Source organism: Phycisphaeraceae bacterium (assembly GCA_020851465.1).
GTDB lineage: Bacteria > Planctomycetota > Phycisphaerae > Phycisphaerales > Phycisphaeraceae > JADZCR01.
In genome coordinates this window covers 292,521-311,007 of record JADZCR010000001.1, presented here as the reverse complement: position 1 = coordinate 311,007, position 18,487 = coordinate 292,521, and the positions used below count along the sequence as shown (strand labels likewise).

The 18,487-nt window shown below is 58.4% G+C and carries 15 protein-coding genes; 11 read left to right on the top strand and 4 right to left on the bottom strand.

Going from position 1 to position 18,487, the window contains the following annotated elements:
- The first annotated feature begins 10 nt into the window (after nt 1-10).
- On the top strand, nt 11-1,612 hold the full coding sequence (locus IT444_01170; protein MCC7191365.1) for an FAD-binding oxidoreductase: 1,602 nt from the start codon (nt 11-13) through the stop codon (nt 1,610-1,612).
- 78 nt (nt 1,613-1,690) lie between these two features.
- Here IT444_01170 and pyk read toward each other — a convergent pair whose 3' ends face one another.
- Complete coding sequence (gene pyk / locus IT444_01165; protein ID MCC7191364.1) at nt 1,691-3,205, bottom strand: pyruvate kinase; 1,515 nt, start codon at nt 3,203-3,205, stop codon at nt 1,691-1,693.
- 165 nt (nt 3,206-3,370) lie between these two features.
- On the opposite strand from pyk, the gene IT444_01160 reads away from it, so the two are divergent.
- A complete protein-coding gene (locus IT444_01160) occupies nt 3,371-4,270 on the top strand; it encodes a DUF3473 domain-containing protein (protein MCC7191363.1) in 900 nt (299 codons plus the stop codon).
- A 29-nt stretch (nt 4,271-4,299) separates the two neighbouring features.
- On the opposite strand, the gene IT444_01155 is transcribed toward IT444_01160, so the two are convergent.
- The gene (locus IT444_01155) at nt 4,300-6,183 is read right to left on the bottom strand and encodes a hypothetical protein (GenBank protein ID MCC7191362.1); all 1,884 of its coding nucleotides are present in this window, start codon (nt 6,181-6,183) and stop codon (nt 4,300-4,302) included.
- Between the two features lie 128 nt (nt 6,184-6,311).
- Here IT444_01155 and trmB point away from each other — a divergent pair, with 128 nt between their 5' ends.
- From trmB to IT444_01115, 8 genes are all read left to right on the top strand, one after another.
- Complete coding sequence (gene trmB, locus IT444_01150) at nt 6,312-6,986, top strand: tRNA (guanosine(46)-N7)-methyltransferase TrmB (GenBank protein ID MCC7191361.1); 675 nt, start codon at nt 6,312-6,314, stop codon at nt 6,984-6,986.
- A gap of 58 nt (nt 6,987-7,044) precedes the next feature.
- Nucleotides 7,045-7,611 (top strand): protease complex subunit PrcB family protein, encoded by a 567-nt coding sequence (locus IT444_01145; protein ID MCC7191360.1) that lies wholly within the window; start codon nt 7,045-7,047, stop codon nt 7,609-7,611.
- Nucleotides 7,612-8,193: 582 nt separating this feature from the next.
- Nucleotides 8,194-8,853, top strand: coding sequence for a sugar transferase (locus IT444_01140; protein MCC7191359.1), 660 nt, complete (start codon nt 8,194-8,196; stop codon nt 8,851-8,853).
- A 189-nt stretch (nt 8,854-9,042) separates the two neighbouring features.
- Entirely contained in the window at nt 9,043-9,777 is a 735-nt protein-coding gene (locus tag IT444_01135) for a polysaccharide biosynthesis/export family protein (GenBank protein MCC7191358.1), read from the top strand.
- Nucleotides 9,778-9,869: 92 nt separating this feature from the next.
- On the top strand, nt 9,870-11,513 hold the full coding sequence (locus tag IT444_01130) for a hypothetical protein (GenBank protein MCC7191357.1): 1,644 nt from the start codon (nt 9,870-9,872) through the stop codon (nt 11,511-11,513).
- A 3-nt stretch (nt 11,514-11,516) separates the two neighbouring features.
- Nucleotides 11,517-12,446 (top strand): Flp pilus assembly complex ATPase component TadA, encoded by a 930-nt coding sequence (gene tadA, locus IT444_01125; GenBank protein ID MCC7191356.1) that lies wholly within the window; start codon nt 11,517-11,519, stop codon nt 12,444-12,446.
- Nucleotides 12,427-13,383 (top strand): CpsD/CapB family tyrosine-protein kinase, encoded by a 957-nt coding sequence (locus IT444_01120; protein ID MCC7191355.1) that lies wholly within the window; start codon nt 12,427-12,429, stop codon nt 13,381-13,383. The genes tadA and IT444_01120 overlap by 20 nt, the downstream gene beginning before the upstream one ends.
- A gap of 89 nt (nt 13,384-13,472) precedes the next feature.
- Complete coding sequence (locus IT444_01115; protein ID MCC7191354.1) at nt 13,473-14,756, top strand: TIGR03087 family PEP-CTERM/XrtA system glycosyltransferase; 1,284 nt, start codon at nt 13,473-13,475, stop codon at nt 14,754-14,756.
- A 43-nt stretch (nt 14,757-14,799) separates the two neighbouring features.
- Here IT444_01115 and IT444_01110 read toward each other — a convergent pair whose 3' ends face one another.
- Together IT444_01110 and IT444_01105 are read right to left on the bottom strand one after the other, a co-directional pair.
- Entirely contained in the window at nt 14,800-16,245 is a 1,446-nt protein-coding gene (locus IT444_01110) for a hypothetical protein (protein ID MCC7191353.1), read from the bottom strand.
- 166 nt (nt 16,246-16,411) lie between these two features.
- The gene (locus IT444_01105; protein ID MCC7191352.1) at nt 16,412-17,191 is read right to left on the bottom strand and encodes a prepilin-type N-terminal cleavage/methylation domain-containing protein; all 780 of its coding nucleotides are present in this window, start codon (nt 17,189-17,191) and stop codon (nt 16,412-16,414) included.
- Nucleotides 17,192-17,438: 247 nt separating this feature from the next.
- Here IT444_01105 and IT444_01100 point away from each other — a divergent pair, with 247 nt between their 5' ends.
- Entirely contained in the window at nt 17,439-18,455 is a 1,017-nt protein-coding gene (locus IT444_01100; GenBank protein ID MCC7191351.1) for a tyrosine recombinase XerD, read from the top strand.
- The last annotated feature ends 32 nt before the right edge of the window (nt 18,456-18,487 follow it).

The window sequence follows — 18,487 nt, the reverse complement described above, 5'->3', positions numbered from 1 at the left end:
CCTTTCCCACATGCTGGACTGGGCAACCGCAAAATCCGAGTTGATTGCTGCTCTGGGCGCAGAGCATGTGCGCGATGATGCCGAGACAATCGCGCGCTATGCGCGAACCACGCTGCCCGCGACGACGACGCCCCGCAGCATCGTGTATCCCTTCGATACGGCGCAGGTACAGCAGGTCGTGCGGATCGCGAAGCGATGCGGTCTGTCGCTGTATCCGATTTCGCGCGGAAGAAACTGGGGCTATGGCGACCGCACCGCGCCGAGCGACGGCCAAATCGTCGTGGACCTGGCGCGGATGAATCAGATTTACGAAGTCAATGAAACCTTGTGCTATGCCGTCATCGAGCCTGGTGTCACACAGGCGCAGCTTTATCAATACCTGCGCCAGAATTTTCCCAACCTCTGGATGGATGCGACCGGTGCCGGCCCGGAGTCGAGCGTGTTGGGAAATGCGCTGGATCGCGGCTTTGGTCACACGCCTGTGGGCGATCATTACCACCAGACCGGCGCGCTGGAAGCGGTGCTGGCCGACGGTCGGATTCTGCGCACCGGCTATGGCGCATTTGCCGGTGCGCAGGCGACTCATGCGTATCCCTATGGCGTGGGGCCGGTGCTCGACGGATTGTTTTCTCAGTCGAACTTCGGCATCGTGACGCGGGCGACCGTAGGCTTGATGCCGCGGCCGGAGTCGTTCTCTGCCTTTTTCGTTTCGACACCCGATGCCTCGAAACTGGCGGACCTGGTGGATCGTCTCACGCCGCTGCGTCTTCAGGGTCTGCTCCGCAGCGCTGTGCATATCGCCAACGATGTACGGGTGTTTTCATCGCGCATCGCTTATCCCTACGATCGTACCGGCGGCCGCACACCCATCCCGCCGGAGGTCCGAAGCGCCATCGTGCGCGAGCTGGACATCGGGGCGTGGAATGTCAGCGGCGGAATTTACGGAACCGGCGGCGCAGGCGGCACCGTTGCGGCGATCAAGCGAGCAATCCGCACGGCAATGCGCGGCTACCGCGTTATCTTTCTGGGTGACCGCATGCTCGCCACCGCGCAGCGTGCGCTCCCCCGTCTTAAAAAGCTCGGCTTCGCAGCCAAGGCCGCGGAGCTTCTGCCGATCATCGAGCCGGCCTATGGCCTGCTCAAGGGCGTCCCCTCTGATGAGTTTCTCAAGGGCGTCCTCTGGATGAAGTCGAATCGCGCTAGTGCTTCGCTCGATCCGCTGGATCATCAGGTCGGCCTGGTCTGGGCCTCGCCCACAGCTCCCGCCACCGGTGAGCACGCCTGCCGCATCAGGGACATCATGGAGCCGATCTATCACAAACACGGGTTCGACTTTTTAATCACGATGACGCTCGTGACCAGTCGCGCATTGTGTTGTGTGAGCAACTTTACGTTTGACCGCAACGACGCGGCGCAGACGCAACGGGCACAGGACTGCTACAGCGAGCTGATGGCTGCGCTGTTGAAGGAAGGGTATCCGCCATACCGCACCGGTCCCGGAGGGTACGCCAAACTTCACGAAGCAGCGCCGGATTTTTTCGACACCTGTGCGAAGCTCCGATCCGCGCTGGACCCGCAGGGCATCATCGCGCCGGGACGATATGTGCCGTGATTAGAGTCGAGACGATTCCGCTCCGCACAGCGGGATGAGGTGTTCAACGCCGCGGTTCCGACGCTGTTCATCCTGGTACTATTTGAGATGCCATTGCACCCGCGCGACATCGCCAAGGTAGTGGATCAGGATTTGATTGGTCACGCCGGGCGTCCCGATCGGTTCACCCTTGACGATGATGATGGCGTCGCCTGTCTTTGCCCAACCTTTTTCGCGGATGAGGCTGTCCATTTTGAGGATGAACTCATTGCTGCTGGCGGGGCGCGGCATGGCGATCGGGGTGACACCAAAGAGCAGGCTCATTTTGCGCAGACTTTCCGGATTGGAACCCGCTGCCAGGATGGGAACCCCCAGCCGGTTTTGTGAGAGATAGCGCGCTCCGCCTCCCAGTTCAGACCAGGTGAGCACCAGTTTCGCGTCCAGATCGCGGACGACGACACTGACGCCATGTGCTAACGCTGCGGTGCGGTAGCGGGTTTCCTGGAGTTTCACCGGCGGTCGTGACGGCCGGCACTCGCTATGGATGAGTCGCTGCGTCGCCAGTGCGACACGCGCCATCGTGTGTACCGCCTGCACGGGATACCTGCCGACAGCCGTCTCCCCGCTGAGCATCACCGCGTCAGCGCCTTCGTAGATCGCGTTGGCGACATCGCTGACCTCCGCGCGGGTCGGGCTGGATGACTCGATCATGCTTTGGAGCATCTGGGTGGCGACGATCACCGGCTTGCCGTAGTCATGCGCCAGTGCAATGACGCGCTTCTGAATGCCGGGTACTTCAGCCAGATCCATTTCGACGCCCAGATCACCGCGGGCGACCATCACGCCGTCCGCTTCGTTGATGATGGCGGGCAGATCATCCAGTGCCTGCGGCTTTTCAATCTTGGCGATGACGGGAATCCACGAGGCGCGATTAGGCGTGCGCACCGGCAGCAGTGATTTGAGCAGGCGCACGTCATCGGCCTTGCGCACAAAACTCAGGGCGAGAAAATCCAGCTCGTTGGTAACCGCCCATTCGACGCAACGGCGATCGCGCTCGGTCAGGGAAGGGACGGAAAGTGATGCGTTATCGGGAAGGTTCAGGCCTTTCGCGGAGGTGACGCGCCCGCCGCCGGTGACATTAGCCACCAGACGCGCCGCGGGGCCTTCGCCGATTTTGTCGATCACCAGCAGCCGTATGTTACCGTCGTCGATGAGCAGTCGTTCCCCCGGCTGCACATCATCCACGAGCGAGGGATAGGTGGTGGAAAAGACGACCGCCTGATCGGCTGCAGCAGCCGTGGCGACCACGGGATCGCGCTGAAATTCAACACGGTCGCCGACCGTCAGCTCGATGCCGGCCTCCACGACTTTCCCGATGCGGATTTTGGGTCCGGACAGGTCGCCGAGCACCGCTGCATGCGAGCCGGTGCGTTTTGCCGCCTCGCGCACCGTCGCCAGAGAGCGGGCGAAGTCGTCCAGCGTGCCGTGCGAAAAATTGATGCGAAAGACGCGGGCGCCTTCTTCGATGAGTCGAATAATGATGGCAGGCGTCGCACAGGCGGGGCCGACCGTGGCGATGATTTTGGTGAGGATGAATTCCGGGTGATCCGCCACGCGATCATTGTAGTGAACGGGCCGGTCTGCCGAAGATGAGTGAGACTTTTCGTTGCGGGATTGCCTCCAAAGCGGCATTCCCGGAAGGCCTGAATACCCCGGCAGAGAGGGATCGCGGAACGATTTAGACTCTTGTGAGCTTTTCGGCAGCTAAGGTTTCCCCATATGACCGCAAGCCAGAATCTACCCCTGCGCAGCGTGACGATTGATGTGGAGGAATACTTCCACATCGAGGCTGCGTATCGCGCGGTGCCTCGGTCATCGTGGGGAGAGTGGCCGTCGCGCGTTGAACGAAACGTGGACTTGTTGCTTGAGCTTTACGCGAAACACAACCAGAAGGGCACATGGTTTATTCTCGGAGACGTCGCGAGGCGCAATCCGACCATCGCTAAAAAAATCGCCGCGTCCGGGCACGAGATCGCCAGCCATGGCACCGGTCATGATCGGTTGCACCGGCTCGACGCAGCCTCGTTTCGAGAGGATCTGCTGACCAGCAAGCGATTGCTAGAGGACCAGACAGGTAGACAGGTCATCGGATACCGCGCGCCGACATTCAGCGTCGTACCTCAGACCGCGTGGGCGATTGATGTGCTGGTGGAGTCGGGGTTTGCCTATGACGCTTCGATTTTTCCCGTGGTGCATCCTGCCTATGGCGTGCCATCCGCGCCGGAGCAGCCGTTTCTCGTGCGCGGTCGCACCGGCGGGGCGGAGATTCTCGAAGTGCCCCCGCTGACGTGGATGATTGGAAAGCGCAAGCTCGCCGTTGCGGGCGGCGGGTATTTTCGACTTCTGCCGCTGTGGTTCATGAACCGAGGCTTGTCACAGGCCCGCGGTGCCAATCGGCCGGCGGTGCTCTATTTCCATCCGTGGGAGTTTGACCCGCAGATGCCGAAGATGCCTCTGTCCCGAACAGGAAAAATTCGTACCTATACGGGGCTGTCCGGCGCAGCTCGAAAGCTCGACAGCATCATGTCGCAGCCCGCACGCTGGAGCGCGATTGCCGACGCCCTGCCGGAGCTACGCGCCATCGCCGCCCGCTCAAGCGTCTTTACGCTGTCGTCGTAATCGCGAAATAAAGCCGCCTGACCGCACGGTTACTTCGAGGGTAATTCGAGATATCTCAGTCGGTGCTTGGCGTTGAAGTAATAGCGATTACCGATTACAGCCGGAATCGCATAGAGGTGCTCGTCGGTGTTTTCATTCGTGGCGCGCCAGATCACTTGACGCTCAGTCGTGCCCCGCGGAATCCGGTAAATACACATGGTTGTCGCTCCGTAGATTGCTCCGTTGGGGCCGTGGAGCAAGCCGCACTCGACGGGCGAGCGATCTTCCGGCTGAAACGGATTGCGGCTGATGATGCGCCGAGCAGCAGGATCAATCAGGAGGAGTTCCCAGGTGAACGTAGCTGCGCCGGCTTCGGTTTTATTCCTCGCGCGGACGGTTGCATAGACGTTGCCATCATCAGCGGTCAAGAGTGCGGAGACGCCTTCGAGATGTTCAAAGCCCAGTGTGTCACTGGCTGTCGCGCGATCCGCAAAGGGATCCCACCACACGAAGGGCACGGAATTGATGCGCGGGGTGGTGCCGCTGCCGCCCTGAATGCCCAGGCCGACGAGTATCTGGCCGAGCTTGGGCAGCCACGTTAGAGCGATCACGCTGGCGTCCTGCACGATGTTGCGATGGCTGACAATTTTTTCGGTCTTGGGGTCGAAATGGACGAGCGTGCCGCCCCACATTCCATAATCGGGCACGGAGCCGATCCACACCTTGCCTGCTGGCCCGGTCAGCATTGCGCGTGGACGAAAGGCGACCTGATCGATTCGGCCGATATCGCGCGGATTGGAGCCAGGCTCTTCGCCGAAGTTGTACGGCTTGGAAGGGTCATAAATCGACAGCCGTGCTCCGGGATACGAGGCGATGTAAATCTTTCCGTCGAGATTACCCATGGAGTAGGCTTCGCCCGTCGAAACGCTGCACTGTCCCAGATCGATCATGTCGGAGCCGTCAGGATTACAACGGAAGAAGTGCTCAGGCAGGATGCTCGACCCGTAGAGCTTTCCGTCAAACCCAGCATGAACCATGTAGATCGAGGTGCCCAGACCTTCCCAGTCCAGCATTAGTTGGCGCGGTGAGCTGTTTGGAGGAGTGATCTGCACGCGGCGATAAACCTGGGCCTGTGCGTCGAGAAACTCCGCGCGCGTGCCGTCGGGCAGCGCTGGGGCGGGTTCAGCATCGGGCACCTGCTCAACCGGAACCGCATCCATTCCGCTCAGACGAAAGTTTCCAGAGCTGGATTTGATGTAAAGCAAGCCATCGACGCCTCGGATCAGATCGAGTTTGGATCCATCCAGTGAGCCTTTGCCAGCGTCATTGACGTTGATGGTCGGCCCGACGGTTTTATGCTCACCGGTTCGCGGGTTGAAGACGACGACATGGACAAAGCAGACGCGCACGACCGCAGCAACGGTGCCATCCTTACCGCAGAACGGATAAAGGTATTGATCGGTCTGATCGAGCCTGCCGTGTCGGGTGAATTGTTTGGTCGCCGGATCAAAGCGCGTCAGTGACGCTCCTCCATAGCCGCCGATGTAGATGGAGCCGTCGGTCGCTTCGTCGATTCGGCAGGGAAAGCTGCACAGTTCCGGGTCGATGGGTCCCAGGTCTTCGAGTTGTCGAGACTGGCGGGGTGCGTTGGGGTCGTAACGATGAAGGTGGCCGGAATATGCGCCTCCGACATAAAGCACGCCCGTCGAGGGGTTCATGTAAGCCGCGGTCGGGAAGTTTGAGGAGGGAACATTGGAAGCGTACTGCGTGCAATGGCCGGTTTTCAGGTCGATGTCGCAGACGAAAAACCCGCCATTGTCCTGCCCCATGGTGGCGAGCAGGATCGGTTCTCCTTTGGCGTTTTGTCCAGGCAGCAGTCGAACCCAGTTGGCAGACTTCACAGGAATACCAAGCTCGTGGACGATGGCGGTCATGGCATGATTTCCGGTGGGGCGAAGCGGGAAAGTTTAGCTGGAAGGACCAATCAGCGAGTCAACCGTCTGGTTCCGCCCGCGGCGCGGTTGATTTCGCGGGACCGAGGCGTTGCGATATTCTTTCGTTCATGGGGTTTTCGCTTTCTCACGGCAAGACGCTCGATGTCGGGCACATCGGCATCCTTCAAGATCAACTGCCCCCGACGCCCGCTTCCGGGCAGGGGCCTTCTCCTGTCGATCTCAAAGCATGGTTTGGTCCAGCGCGAGCGCAGCTTCCGCTGGAGTTGGAGATAGGGTCCGGCAAGGGGACGTTTTTGCTGAATCAGGCAAAGAAGACGCCGGAGGTGAATTACGTCGGCATCGAGTGGGCGATGCAATACTGGAAATTCGCAGCTGACCGATGTCGTCGTCACGGACTGGAAAACGTCCGTCTGCTGCGGACGGAGGCGGGAGCGTTTGTCCGTGATCGTCTAGCCGATGCGTGCCTGCGACAGATGCACATCTACTTTCCCGATCCGTGGCCTAAAGCCAGGCACAACAAACGACGCTTGGTGCAGGTGCCGTTCCTGCGTCAAGCGCATCGCGTACTTGAGCCGCAGGGTCTGTTGCGCATCGCGACCGATCACAGCGACTATTTTGCGTGGATGGTTGACCATGCGAGCAAGGTTACGGAGCTATTCGACTCGTTGCCGTTCGAGAGTCCTGAATCTGCGGGTGAGGGCGAGCTGGTGGGAACAAACTTTGAGCGGAAGTATCGCCGCGAGGGCCGGCCGTTCCACGGCATGATCTTGCGGAAACGGTAGAACACAGGTGACAGGGCGGGATCGCGCCGCCTGCGGTCACGCCAAACAAGGGGTAGTGATGAAAAAAGTGTTCTCGGCAATTGGTCTGGTGCTGCTGTTTGCGACGGCGGCTTGTCAGAAAAATCCGTCCGGGATGCTGCCCGAACATGACGACCAGAGCGGCGAGCGCGTGCGCATCCTGAGTCGCATGGCCGGTGAAGATGCAGCCCTGAACGTGCCGCTCGTGACACTTATTACCAGCGAAGAGGAACTTCTCAGGACGGGAGCATCGTCTCTCGCGCAAGCTCCGGTTGATTTTGCCAATCAGACTCTGGTGGTCGTAGCCCTTGGAGAACAACCGATCCACGGCTACTGGGTGCGTATTGACAATATTCAACGCAAGGGCGACCGCCTTTATGTGCAGGGAAGGGCGAACCGACCAAGCCAGGATGCGACAGCGAAGAAGGCTGCGTCGTATCCATACGAAGCGGTCGTCATCACCCGACAGGAGGGCATCAAACAGGTACTCTCGGAAATCGAGTCGGTCACAGACCAGAAGCAAGGCGATCCATTTCTGGTCGCACCTCGCTCTCAAGCGCAAACCTCGACAACAACTCCCGCGGCTACGAAACCAGCGACGCCATAAACACCTAAGCGGAGCAGTAATCCGGATTTAGTTGATCTGGGTTAAAGGGTGTCGAAAGTCTGGTTGAGAAAGTTCGGCGATAGGTCATCGAGATCACCCAGCGGTTGTGAAAATGGGGAATCTTTGAACGTTGATCATGAATTGGTAAAGGCTTGTATGAAGGATTTAGAGCTGATCGGATGAAAAAATATCACTAAAAACAGGGTAGTTTGTTTTGACAACGAGAGTCTATGGGGTACGTTAATAGACGTACGCGGAAGTCATTTTCGACGGCGGACCGTCGGGGACCAAAACTCCGTGAAGGCGATAAAGGTCGTAATCAGCCAGGATGGCTGGTTTGCGAGAATAGCTAGTTTGCCCGTTTTTTGGTGAAAATCAGTCAGGAGTTAAGCAGCCGGGTGGTGCTGCTACTCGGACGGAGGATGTCAGGGAAGTTTGTGCGATTCTTTGACTTGGGTTGAAGGGGCCGCGTGGGGCGGCCGAAGTTAAGCAGAGAAATGCAAGAAGTCGCATTCGATGCCGTGCGATCGTGATGGGTTGCCGCCACCATGATCGAATGCAGACGCAGGGGATGAAGGAATTATGCCTGAGCCGTTGACAATGGTGATGGTTGGTGCCGGTGGTGGGGGCGTCCTCCTGGAGGTTGCCCGTCGTCAATTCAGGCTTTTCAAAGAGCTTATGGACTTGGTAGGCGGAACCATCGCCCTGATGGTGTTTCTGCCGGTCATGGGCCTTTGTGCCGCGATGATCAAGATCTCCGACCCCGAAGGCCCCGTGCTCTACCGTCAGGTTCGAGTCGGCCTTAATGGTCGCTTATTCACGATCTACAAGCTGCGCTCCATGTACGTCGATGCGGAAAAGCACGGCAAGGCTCAGCGTGCCGGACAGGATGACCCTCGTATCATCCCCATCTGCAAGTGGATGCGCAAAAGCCATGTGGACGAGCTGCCGCAGCTGGTGAACATTATCCGTGGCGAAATGAGCCTCGTCGGCCCGCGACCAGAGCGTCCGGAAATGTTTGAAGAACTCAGCCGTGAGTTACCGGACTTTGATAAACGCCTCGCAGTAAAGCCCGGCTTGACTGGCTTGGCGCAAATCAAGAATGGCTACGATACGGACATCGCTTCCGTCCGTCGCAAGCTGGAATATGACCTCCATTACATTCAGAACATGAGTCTGAGTCTGGAGTTCAAGCTCTTATTCGCCACCATCAGCAAGTTCCGGGATACCGGTGCTCGATAAGGCCTGATGGCGGCCCGGCTTTCCTCCGCAGCTATTTTTCTGGCCCGCCCCGCGCTATTCTTTGGCTGAAATTCATTGCTGCGCGTGAAACTTTGCTCGATCTGACTTGAGGCGACTACCCGATCGGACCGACCATAAGTTACGATAGGCGGTTTGGTTTATCCCTAAACGTCTATGTGGGAGCGATACATGCTGCTTTGCCTAAAGCGTTTATTCGGATTGTCCCTCGTCGCGCTCCTTGTTGCGTCTGCGGGTTGTTCCCCGCCACGCTACACCGATCATGACGCCTTTATCAAGAAGCCTCGGCCGATCGTCGGGGGCAAGCCGTACGTCATCGAGCCACCCGACACCATCCGCATCATTGCTCCCAACGCGCCGGAGGTGAATAACGCCCAGGTGACGCTCCGTCCCGATGGCGTGGTGACGATCTACCTCCTCGGAGACGTGTTTGCCGCCGGCAAGACGCCGACCCAGCTCGCCAGCGAAATCGAGGAAAAAATCCTCAAGTACTACGTGGACGCGACCGTTCAGGTCGAGGTCGTCGGGTTTAACTCGAAATTTTATTACATGGCTGGGGAAACCTCCATGGGGCCCAAGCCGTACACAGGCAAGGATACGGTGCTGGATGCGGTGCTTCGCGCGGGAATACCCCGCTCGGCCTGGCCGGAAAAGCTCGTGGTGCTGCGTCCGAACGAGGAGGAGCAGCTCATCAAGCGGATGAGCCTGAACTTCCGTGACATGATCGAAAAGGGCGACCTGCGCTACAACGCAGTGTTGGAAGAAGGCGACATCATTTTCATGCCGATTAACCCGCTCGCGGCGGTCGGCGTGGCGGTGCAGAACCTGTTGGCGCCTGTCCAGCCGATCATCACAGGTGTCTCGATGCCCGCAAAAGCGGGGGCTGCGGTATCCGGCATTCCGTAAGCAAGAGGCGGCCCCGCGGCGAAGTCGCCTCCGGGTGTCCGGCAGTCTGGGGTTTGGTTTGAAAAATCGCAATTGATCAGGGAGTCTGCGCGATGGCATGGAGAAAGCCCGGCAATCTTCGTGAGTGGGTCAACATCCTGCTCACCCATAAAAAGAAATTCATCTTCCCCGCGCTGGGTGTGACGACGGCGATCGTTCTGGGCAGCTTTGCCCTGCAACGGGAATATCGCGCGGAAACCAAGTTTGAACGCCGCAACGAAAACGTCATGACCACCGAAAAGGGCAAGATCCAGAACGTCATGCAGGAAACGCTCCGCCGCCTGCTGATCGAAGACCTTGCCGGCAAGCCCGCGATCGAACAACTCATCAGCGATATGGGCTTTGATAAAAATCTGCCTCGTCGGGAGGACAGCACACTCACCGACGAAGGTATGCGCATGAAAGCGCAGATGATCGAGGACTACCAGTCCCGCCTGGCGGTGAAGTTTCAGACACGGTCGGACCTGATCGACGTGGTGACCGTGCTGTACACCGACAAGGACTCGCGCGTCGCCCCCGAAGTCGCCAACCGACTCGTGGACAACTACGTCCGCAAGACCCGCGAAAAACTCGAAGGCACGCTCGCCAACGCGGAGATATTCCTCAAGAAGGAAGTGGACCGCTACCGGGCTGATGTGCAGGAACTCGAACGGAAAAAAATACGCTTCGAAACCGAAAACGTCGGCCTGCGCCCTGACGATGCGCTGGCGGTGCAGAATCGCAAGAACGAACTGATCGCACAGCGCAACGCGCTGGCGCAGGAAATCGAAGTTAAGAAAGCGGAGTTGTCACGGCTTGAAGAATTTGTCCGCGGTCAGCCGGAAAACATCACGACGGAAAACGTCGGCCGCAATCCGGTTTACGACCAGATTCTTACCCAAAAAGGCGAAGCGGAAAAAGAACTCAGCGACCACATCAATTTTGGCCGCACCGAGGAGCATCCTCTGGTCAAGAAAGCTCGTGCACGGATCGCGGAGCTGAATGCGAAGCTGGCAGCCACTCCGCCCGAGACCAAGCTGGGCGAGCAGACCAGCCCCAACAACAACCGCATCCAGGCGATGGAAAAGATCAAAACCATGGAGGGCACGATCGAGGCCAAGGTGGCGCAGAAAGCCGCCAAGGATGAAGAGGTTGTCCACTACGAGAACATGGATCGTCAATTCCTGGCGCTCCGCGCCGAGTGGGTACGGATGACCCGCGATCTTGATGAAGCCACTTCCCAGCTCAAGGTGTGGGAAGAAAATCTCAGCCGCGCCTCGATCGCTTTGAAGACGGAAGTCAGCGCGCGGGGGCAGCGGTTTACCGTGATTCAGAGGGCGGAGATTGCGCCTTCGAGCAAGCCTACGCTTATCGGGGTGCTTGTCGTGGCACTGGGCGCCGGCCTTGGTGTCGGCGTGCTCATGATCCTGCTGGCGGAACTGCTCGACCACTCTTTCCGGTCGATCGATCAGGCGGTGGACGAGCTGAAGCTCCCGGTCTTGGGTGCGATCGCCGAGATCAGCACTCCCGCGCGGGCCATGAAGGAAAAAATATTCGCCTGGGCGGTGATGCCTGCGATCGGTGCCGCGATGCTGATGGTGCTGCTGGTCTCCATCTGGATGGTCTATCTGAGCCTGGAAAAGCCGCAGCAATTCCAGCAATTGTTCAGTCGATTTGCCGCAGCAAGCTCCGTCGATCCGATGGTCAAGACCAGCTAAGTCATGTACGAAAACTATTACAACCTCGCCTGCGCGCCGTTCCAGAACACGCCGAACTCGCGCTTTTTCTTTGAGTCCGACCAGCACAAGGAAGCGCTGGCCAAGCTCGAATACACCGTGCGCAATCGTCGCGGATTCGCGCTGGTCACCGGCGATATCGGCTCCGGAAAAACCACACTCACCCGCACGCTGATTAAGCGCATCGGCTCCGACGCGCGAATCGCGGTGATCAACAACACCCGCGTTACAGCCGCTCAACTGCTCAAGCTCATCGCGTCCGAGTTTCAGATTCAGGTGAACGCCACCGCCGACAAAGGCGCGATCGTTAATGCGCTTCGCAAGTTCATCGAGTACCAGCACTCGGTGGGTCGCACGGTGGTGCTCATCATTGATGAGGGCCAGTGCCTGGGTATCGACGAGTTTGAGGAAATCCGTCTGCTCACCAATCTGGAGAGCGAGACCGACAAGCTGATCCAGCTATTGATTCTGGGCCAGCCGGAGCTACGGGCGACGCTGAAACATCCGCGGCTCAAGCCGCTGATTCAACGCATCGCGATGTATTGCCACCTGACGCCGATGAGTTTTGATGACATGACGCGATACATCGCGTTCAGGTTGGTTCGCGCCAGCAAGGACAAGCCGAACGTGGACTTTTCGCGCAATGCGTTGGAGACGATTTACGAAAATTCCCACGGGGTTCCCCGGTTGGTCAATCTGATTTGTGACAATGCCCTTCTGGTGGGGTATTCCAGTGATTCCAGGCTGATTGATTCCAGGATTGTGAAGCGGGCGGTTTCGCAGATGTTGCCCAACTTCGATGGTCCTCCAGCCGATCTATTAGGTGAAGGCGGCGATGATTCCGCGGACGAGTCGGTCAATCCCGGCCCCGCGACGCCCTCGCCGCAGGAGGTTGATGATGGGCGACGTATTTGATGCCATGAACCGCTCTCAGAAGGAGCGCGGCAAACAGCCTGCGACGGAAAGGGTCGCGTCGTCGAGCAATGCCGATGACGTTGCGCCCGCACTGCCGCAGGTGGAGGCCAAGAGCCTTGCCGCCGAGGAGCCGAATTCTGTCCGTCTCGCCGCCGCCCCCGTGGTGCAGCGCACCGTGTCAGACGCAATGACCAAGGCGGATCAGGGTCGCCTCACCTCTGCGTTGACGCCACAGAGCGTGGTGCGGAAGGATCCTTCGCTCAACGGTTACGCCAGCGAAGTGATTGTGCATCACGATCGCGGCAGCGTCATCACGGAGCAGTATCGCGCGATCCGTACACAGATCCTCGCCCGCGCCCGCAACCGCAGGCTCCAGACTCACGTCGTCACCAGTGCCACACCCGAAGAGGGCAAGAGCGTGACCACGATCAACCTGGGGATGGCCTTCAGCGAGCTGCGCAACCAGAAAACATTACTCATCGAAGGCGATCTGCGCAAGCCGAGTTTCGGCCGGTTGTTTAACCGAACGTCCTCTCCCGGCCTGCTTCAACTCCTTCGCGGTGAGGTGGACGAACTCGACAAGGTCATTCACCCCACGGTTTATGACAACCTCTTTTACATTCCCGCCGGTGATCGAGATCAGACCGGCAGCACGGAATTGCTTTCCAGCCCGCGAATGGCGCAGGTTCTCGATCGATTGAAGGATCGGTTTGAACACATTTTCATCGACACCCCGCCGGTGGTGACCGTGACTGACGCCGCCATTCTGGGCGCGTTGTGTGATGAGACGCTACTGGTTGTGCGCCTGCACCGCACGCCGTCGGAGGTGGTGGATCGCGCCAAGCGTCTGCTCAAGGCTGCGAATTGCGACCTTGCCGGCGTGATCCTCACCCACGCACAGCAACTTTCCAACCAGTACGCGTATCGGTACACCTGATCGGGTGATTGGTTTCAGCTTTGAGTGAATCGCGTTGAAGGATGCGCGAGTAATTGTCGATTGGAATTGTGGAGTGATTTCGACTCACGATGAATGCCGCCGCCACTCAACTTGAAGCCGGTAGTTCAAACCGCGAATCACAGGCTGACGCGCCGAAGCGCAAAGCGGTCCGCCGTGTTCTGATGCTCACTCACCGTCTGCCCTATCCGCCCGACCGCGGCGATCGCATTCGCAGCTTCAACCTTCTGAAACTTCTTTCCCGTCACTTTGATCTCTCCGTCGCATGCACCAGCGACGAGCCGGTCTGGCTTCAGCACCATCAACTCCTGCGGACGATGGCCAAGCAGGTGACGATTCAGCCGATTTCACAGGGGTTCAGCAAAGTGCGCGGCGTCGCGGCGCTTGCTGTCGGCGGCGCGGTCACACCGGCGAGCTTTTACCGAACCGGACTTGCTGAGCAGATCATGCAGTGGCATGAGGAATCGCCCTTTGATGCGGTGCTTACCTTCTGCACAGGCATGATCCGCTACGCACGCCTGCTCACCGCGGAGGGACATCGGGGCAGCGCCCCTGCGCCGCGACATGTGCTCGACTTGGTGGATGTCGATAGCGTCAAGTGGGAGAGCTATGCCCGCAACCACTGGCCGCCGCTGAAATGGGTTTACGCTGCCGAGTGCCGCCGACTGCGCCGCATCGAAGCGGGCGAGTTCGACCATTTTGACGCCATCACCGTCGTCAGTCCCGCCGAAGCAGACGCATACCGTGAGCATGTCGGTGAACATCCCGGATTGGCGGTCGTGGGTAATGGCGTTGATCTCGAATACTTTTCGCCTCTGCCCGACAGTCCGAGCAAGACCCTCTGTTTCGTCGGCGTGCTTAACTACAAGCCCAATGCCGACGGCATCACCTGGTTTGTGAATCACGTCATGCCGAAGCTGCGAGAACGCGAGCCGGAGGCGAAGCTGACGATTGTTGGCCGCCACCCGACCCCCGCGATCCTTGCGCTTAATCAGCAGCCGGGCGTCGAGGTCGTTGGGTCCGTGCCGGATGTGCGACCGTTCATGGAGCAGAGTGCTGCCATCATCGCGCCGCTGCAAATTGCCCGTGGCGTGCAAAACAAGGTTCTGGAAGCGATGTCCTGCCGCAAAGCGGTGGTGGTTTCAAACGGTGCCGCGGAAGGCATTCACGCCGAGGACGGCCGACATCTGCTCGTCGCACACTCGCCGGAGCAGTGGGTGGATCACATCTCACGAGTGTTCAACGACTCTCCCTATCGAGTAGCACTTGGTCGCGAGGCGCGCCAGCGCGTCGAGCAGTCCTACTCATGGGAAGAACAACTCGCTCCAATGGTGAAGTTGATACGAGGCGAGTAGAACGAACATACATACCATCCCGGTAACCAGAAAACGAAATCGGTTACACCGTCACGCTATAAATACCCGCATGGTACAACGCGAGGCGCAGCATGATACGCCGACCTATGAGCGTTGATAGATTGCTCTTGCCGCGCCAACTCAACCGATGCGACACCTTGTTCTCTCGGATGATGTCGAAATCCTTTGCCGCGAAACCCTCGATCGCTTTACCGCTGGGGTCATACCACCAAGGCTCGACCAGTTCCGCCACGATCTCGCCCTGATCCGCACGGGCATTGATCGTGATGTGGTCGTTTTGAAGGACAAACGGCCGAGTGATCAGCGTGCCCGGCAACCGGCTGGCTTCAAGCGATACAAACCCATCGCGTCGCAGGCGCGTGCGGTAGGAGACAGCATCCGTTTTTTCCTGACTGTGCGGCGACCGGTGTGAAACGTGGTAGAGAAAAAGATCGTCACCCACCGCCGTCGGCTGCTGGGCGGGAATGACCATGTATTCGGGACGCTCGCCCGCCCTGCTGCAGGGGAGAAACTTCGGTCGTTGCGGGTGCCGTCGCCAGTGGATGCCGTCGCGGCTCCACGCCAATTCCACGTCAATGGTCTCTCGTTGATCGTCATCGTAGAGCCAGAGCATGCCCAGGAAGTAGTCCTCATAGCGGAAGACCTGCATGCAGTAGAAATCGTTGGTATCCAGTTCGTCGGGAGAGTAGATAATCTGAGGCTCGCTCCACGAGAGGAGATCCGGACTCTCGGAATAAGACACGCGCCTGCGGGGGTTGCCCTTCCACGGCCCGACATCATGTTTGCCCGGAAGGGTGTCTTTGGTCCAACCCCACGCTGCCGAATGCCACGCCCGCATATAGAGCATGTAAACCTTGCGCTGTGCATTCCAGATCAGACAATTCCAAGTGTCGCTTTCGCCGTGTATCAAAGGCTTGTCGTTGATATAGCTCCAATGCAGACCGTCAGGGCTGGCTGCGATGTAGATACCGCCGGATTGAGTCGATTGCCAGTCACAATTCACCATCAGGTAGCGTCGATCAGCGGGAGCATCCGGCTGATACACGAAGGTGTTACCCGCCGCATAGGAGTGTCCTTTGAAGACGATATTAGTTGCCCGGCCGTCTTTATACCTGTAGATATCCAGAGCCGGTCGATTCCACTTGAGGCCGTCGGTACTCTCCGCGTAGCACAGATAGATCGGCTGTGGCGGTCCGACATTGCCATGCGGACTATTATTTAACTCTTTTCGTTCTTTTTCGACACGCATATCGTGTGCTTGATACCACATACGATACTTGTTTAATACAGTATCAAACGTCACGTTTAGCGGGGTTACATACTGCCCTTCCCAATCTTCCTCCGGGATGAATACGGGGGAAGCGGGATCGCGTGTCGGCTGGTGGACGATGCGCGTAAGCTGATAGGTGTCCGCAATGTTGGTGTTATCAAAGAGCAAATGTTTGCCGGGAGTCAGGTCTTCAAACATGATGGCCCCAGGAAATTAGGCGTTTAACAGTCGGGGAATACAGGATGGTCGGGCACTGTTCATTTTCCGCCTCCACATGACAGATGGCGCAGAGTCATGATTGGTTCGCGTGTTTGCCCATCGGCCGGGGGCGGGTTGGCGTGAAAACGGGATGAAGGCAGCAGCGTTAATTCCGAGAGAAGTTTTCGATCTTGAGGTTTTCGCGTCGGTATGACGAGGCGTGTCCATCCACGAACAGCAGATTTCCCGATCCATTGTGATAAGTGGAGAGGGAGGTGGTGTAGGCGAACTGGGCGATGGAGTATTCATAGTGCCCATCGCTCATGATGGCTTCGCCGATGAGCACGGTTCGGGACGGCGCCTTAACCCAGGGCAGCCGTACCCGTCCCCAATAAGTGCTGTAATACGTATATCCAGAGGTAACAGCATATTCATCGTAGCCCTCGGAGATACCAAGGCCGTACCAATACGCCCAACCGCTGTTATGGAGATACGAGGTGTAGTTGTACCCCCCCCAGTAATTCTTGAAGTTTTCAGTCGGACACTGAAGGATGCCGTTAGTTTTCTTCGTGTTATAGGTGAAGCTCTGGTTGGCGGGGTCGAAGTCGTAGGCCCACGGGGCCTCAAAGGTTATCCGCAGCCCCAGCATTTTGGATACCACACGCCCCCAACTGATCTTGTGATTACCAAGAAAGGGATCGTATGCGCTGCCAACGGGCATCCATTCTTTTTCCGACTGGTAATAAAGCTCAAATCCCGGAGAGAGCTGGCGTAAATTTGAGAGGCACTGCACGGATCTTCCCGACTCCCGCGCCGCAGCAAGCGAAGGCAGGAGCAACGCGATCATCAGTGCGATGATCGAAATAACCACGAGCAGTTCGACGAGCGTAAACGCGCCTTGATGTCGTGGTTTTACCAAGCGAACTGTGCCCGTTGAGTCAGCCATTAGAAAAATTCGCAAGACTTGATAAGGGCCAGAGAAACGGCGATCGACATCCAACCGCATAAGCTATTGTACTATCGTCCATAGCCAGTATTCAACGATCATTTCCAATATAGCGCCTGAAATAGTGCAATCATTTTCCTGATTTACCAGCCGTTATTTGAGGCAGATTCACGCCGACCCAATACCACTGCCGATAGCACTCTGGCGCGCCGAGCCGCAGGTCTCCTGCGGGCACGCTTTCATGCCCATGAGTGCAAACACCCCCATCCCGCCGACACACGCCTCGACCAAAGGCGGCAAGCCTCTGCCCCCGGGCACACCCGTGCGGCTGGTCGCGCGGTCGCGCAATCCGGACGCCACGCTTCGCGCCAGCGCCTTTGTCCGGCCGATCCAGGAATTTCTCGGCTACTGTCGCATTGAGTGCGGCTTTTCCAATGCGACCATCGAGGCCTATGGCGGCGACCTCCGTGACCTTCAGGCGTGGATGGAGTCGAAAAATCTCGGCGACTGGTCATCACTGAAGCTCGAAACCATCGCAGACCATCTGCGATTTCTTGACGGCAAGGGACTGTCAACATCGTCTATTTCACGGCACGTGGCGACGATCCGGGTTTTTGGGCGGTACCTCTGTTCCGCGGGCTTTACCAAAACGGACCCGGCGGAGCTGCTGACTCAGCCGAGTAACTGGCAGACGATTCCCTCTGTGCTGGGGAAGGAGCAGATCAAAGCCTTACTCGCCGGCCCGCAGCCGAGCGACGCGTTGTACCTGCGCGATGTGGCGCTGCTCGAACTTCTCTACGCTGGCGGCCTGCGCGCCAGCGAAATCGCAGACCTTACCGTGCCGGGTCTTCATGCGGATCTTGGCGTGGTGCGGGTTATCGGTAAAGGCAACAAAGAACGGATCGTACCCCTGGGTAAACCCGCACTGGCCGCGACCCGGAAATACCTCGACGAACTGCGCCCCCGACTGCTTCGGGAAGCGCGGCCGACGGATCATTTGCTTCTATCGCGCAGCGGTGCGCCCATTACACGCATCGTTGTCTGGCAGATCGTGGTGAAGCACGCCCATCGTGCGGGCTTGCGCAATGTCCATCCGCACACGCTCCGCCATTCGTTTGCGACCCACCTGCTCGCGGGCGGGGCGGACCTTCGTGTGGTTCAGGAACTGCTCGGCCACTCAAATATCAAGACGACTCAGATCTACACTCACGTGGATGCGGGACGACTCAAGCAGGTCATCGAAAAGTTTCACCCGCGCGGCTGAATGACGCAGCGAAAAGAGGTCTGTGGTACGCC

Excerpts from the sequence above, each read along its gene's own strand:
- IT444_01170 (MCC7191365.1), top strand. The coding sequence starts at position 11 with ATGCTGGACTGGGCAACCGCAAAATCCGAGTTGATTGCTGCTCTGGGC.
- IT444_01160 (MCC7191363.1), top strand. The coding sequence starts at position 3,371 with ATGACCGCAAGCCAGAATCTACCCCTGCGCAGCGTGACGATTGATGTG.
- IT444_01155 (MCC7191362.1), bottom strand. The coding sequence starts at position 6,183 with ATGACCGCCATCGTCCACGAGCTTGGTATTCCTGTGAAGTCTGCCAAC.
- trmB (MCC7191361.1), top strand. The coding sequence starts at position 6,312 with ATGGGGTTTTCGCTTTCTCACGGCAAGACGCTCGATGTCGGGCACATC.
- IT444_01145 (MCC7191360.1), top strand. The coding sequence starts at position 7,045 with ATGAAAAAAGTGTTCTCGGCAATTGGTCTGGTGCTGCTGTTTGCGACG.
- IT444_01140 (MCC7191359.1), top strand. The coding sequence starts at position 8,194 with ATGCCTGAGCCGTTGACAATGGTGATGGTTGGTGCCGGTGGTGGGGGC.
- IT444_01135 (MCC7191358.1), top strand. The coding sequence starts at position 9,043 with ATGCTGCTTTGCCTAAAGCGTTTATTCGGATTGTCCCTCGTCGCGCTC.
- IT444_01130 (MCC7191357.1), top strand. The coding sequence starts at position 9,870 with ATGGCATGGAGAAAGCCCGGCAATCTTCGTGAGTGGGTCAACATCCTG.
- tadA (MCC7191356.1), top strand. The coding sequence starts at position 11,517 with ATGTACGAAAACTATTACAACCTCGCCTGCGCGCCGTTCCAGAACACG.
- IT444_01120 (MCC7191355.1), top strand. The coding sequence starts at position 12,427 with ATGATGGGCGACGTATTTGATGCCATGAACCGCTCTCAGAAGGAGCGC.
- IT444_01115 (MCC7191354.1), top strand. The coding sequence starts at position 13,473 with ATGAATGCCGCCGCCACTCAACTTGAAGCCGGTAGTTCAAACCGCGAA.
- IT444_01110 (MCC7191353.1), bottom strand. The coding sequence starts at position 16,245 with ATGTTTGAAGACCTGACTCCCGGCAAACATTTGCTCTTTGATAACACC.
- IT444_01105 (MCC7191352.1), bottom strand. The coding sequence starts at position 17,191 with ATGGCTGACTCAACGGGCACAGTTCGCTTGGTAAAACCACGACATCAA.
- IT444_01100 (MCC7191351.1), top strand. The coding sequence starts at position 17,439 with ATGAGTGCAAACACCCCCATCCCGCCGACACACGCCTCGACCAAAGGC.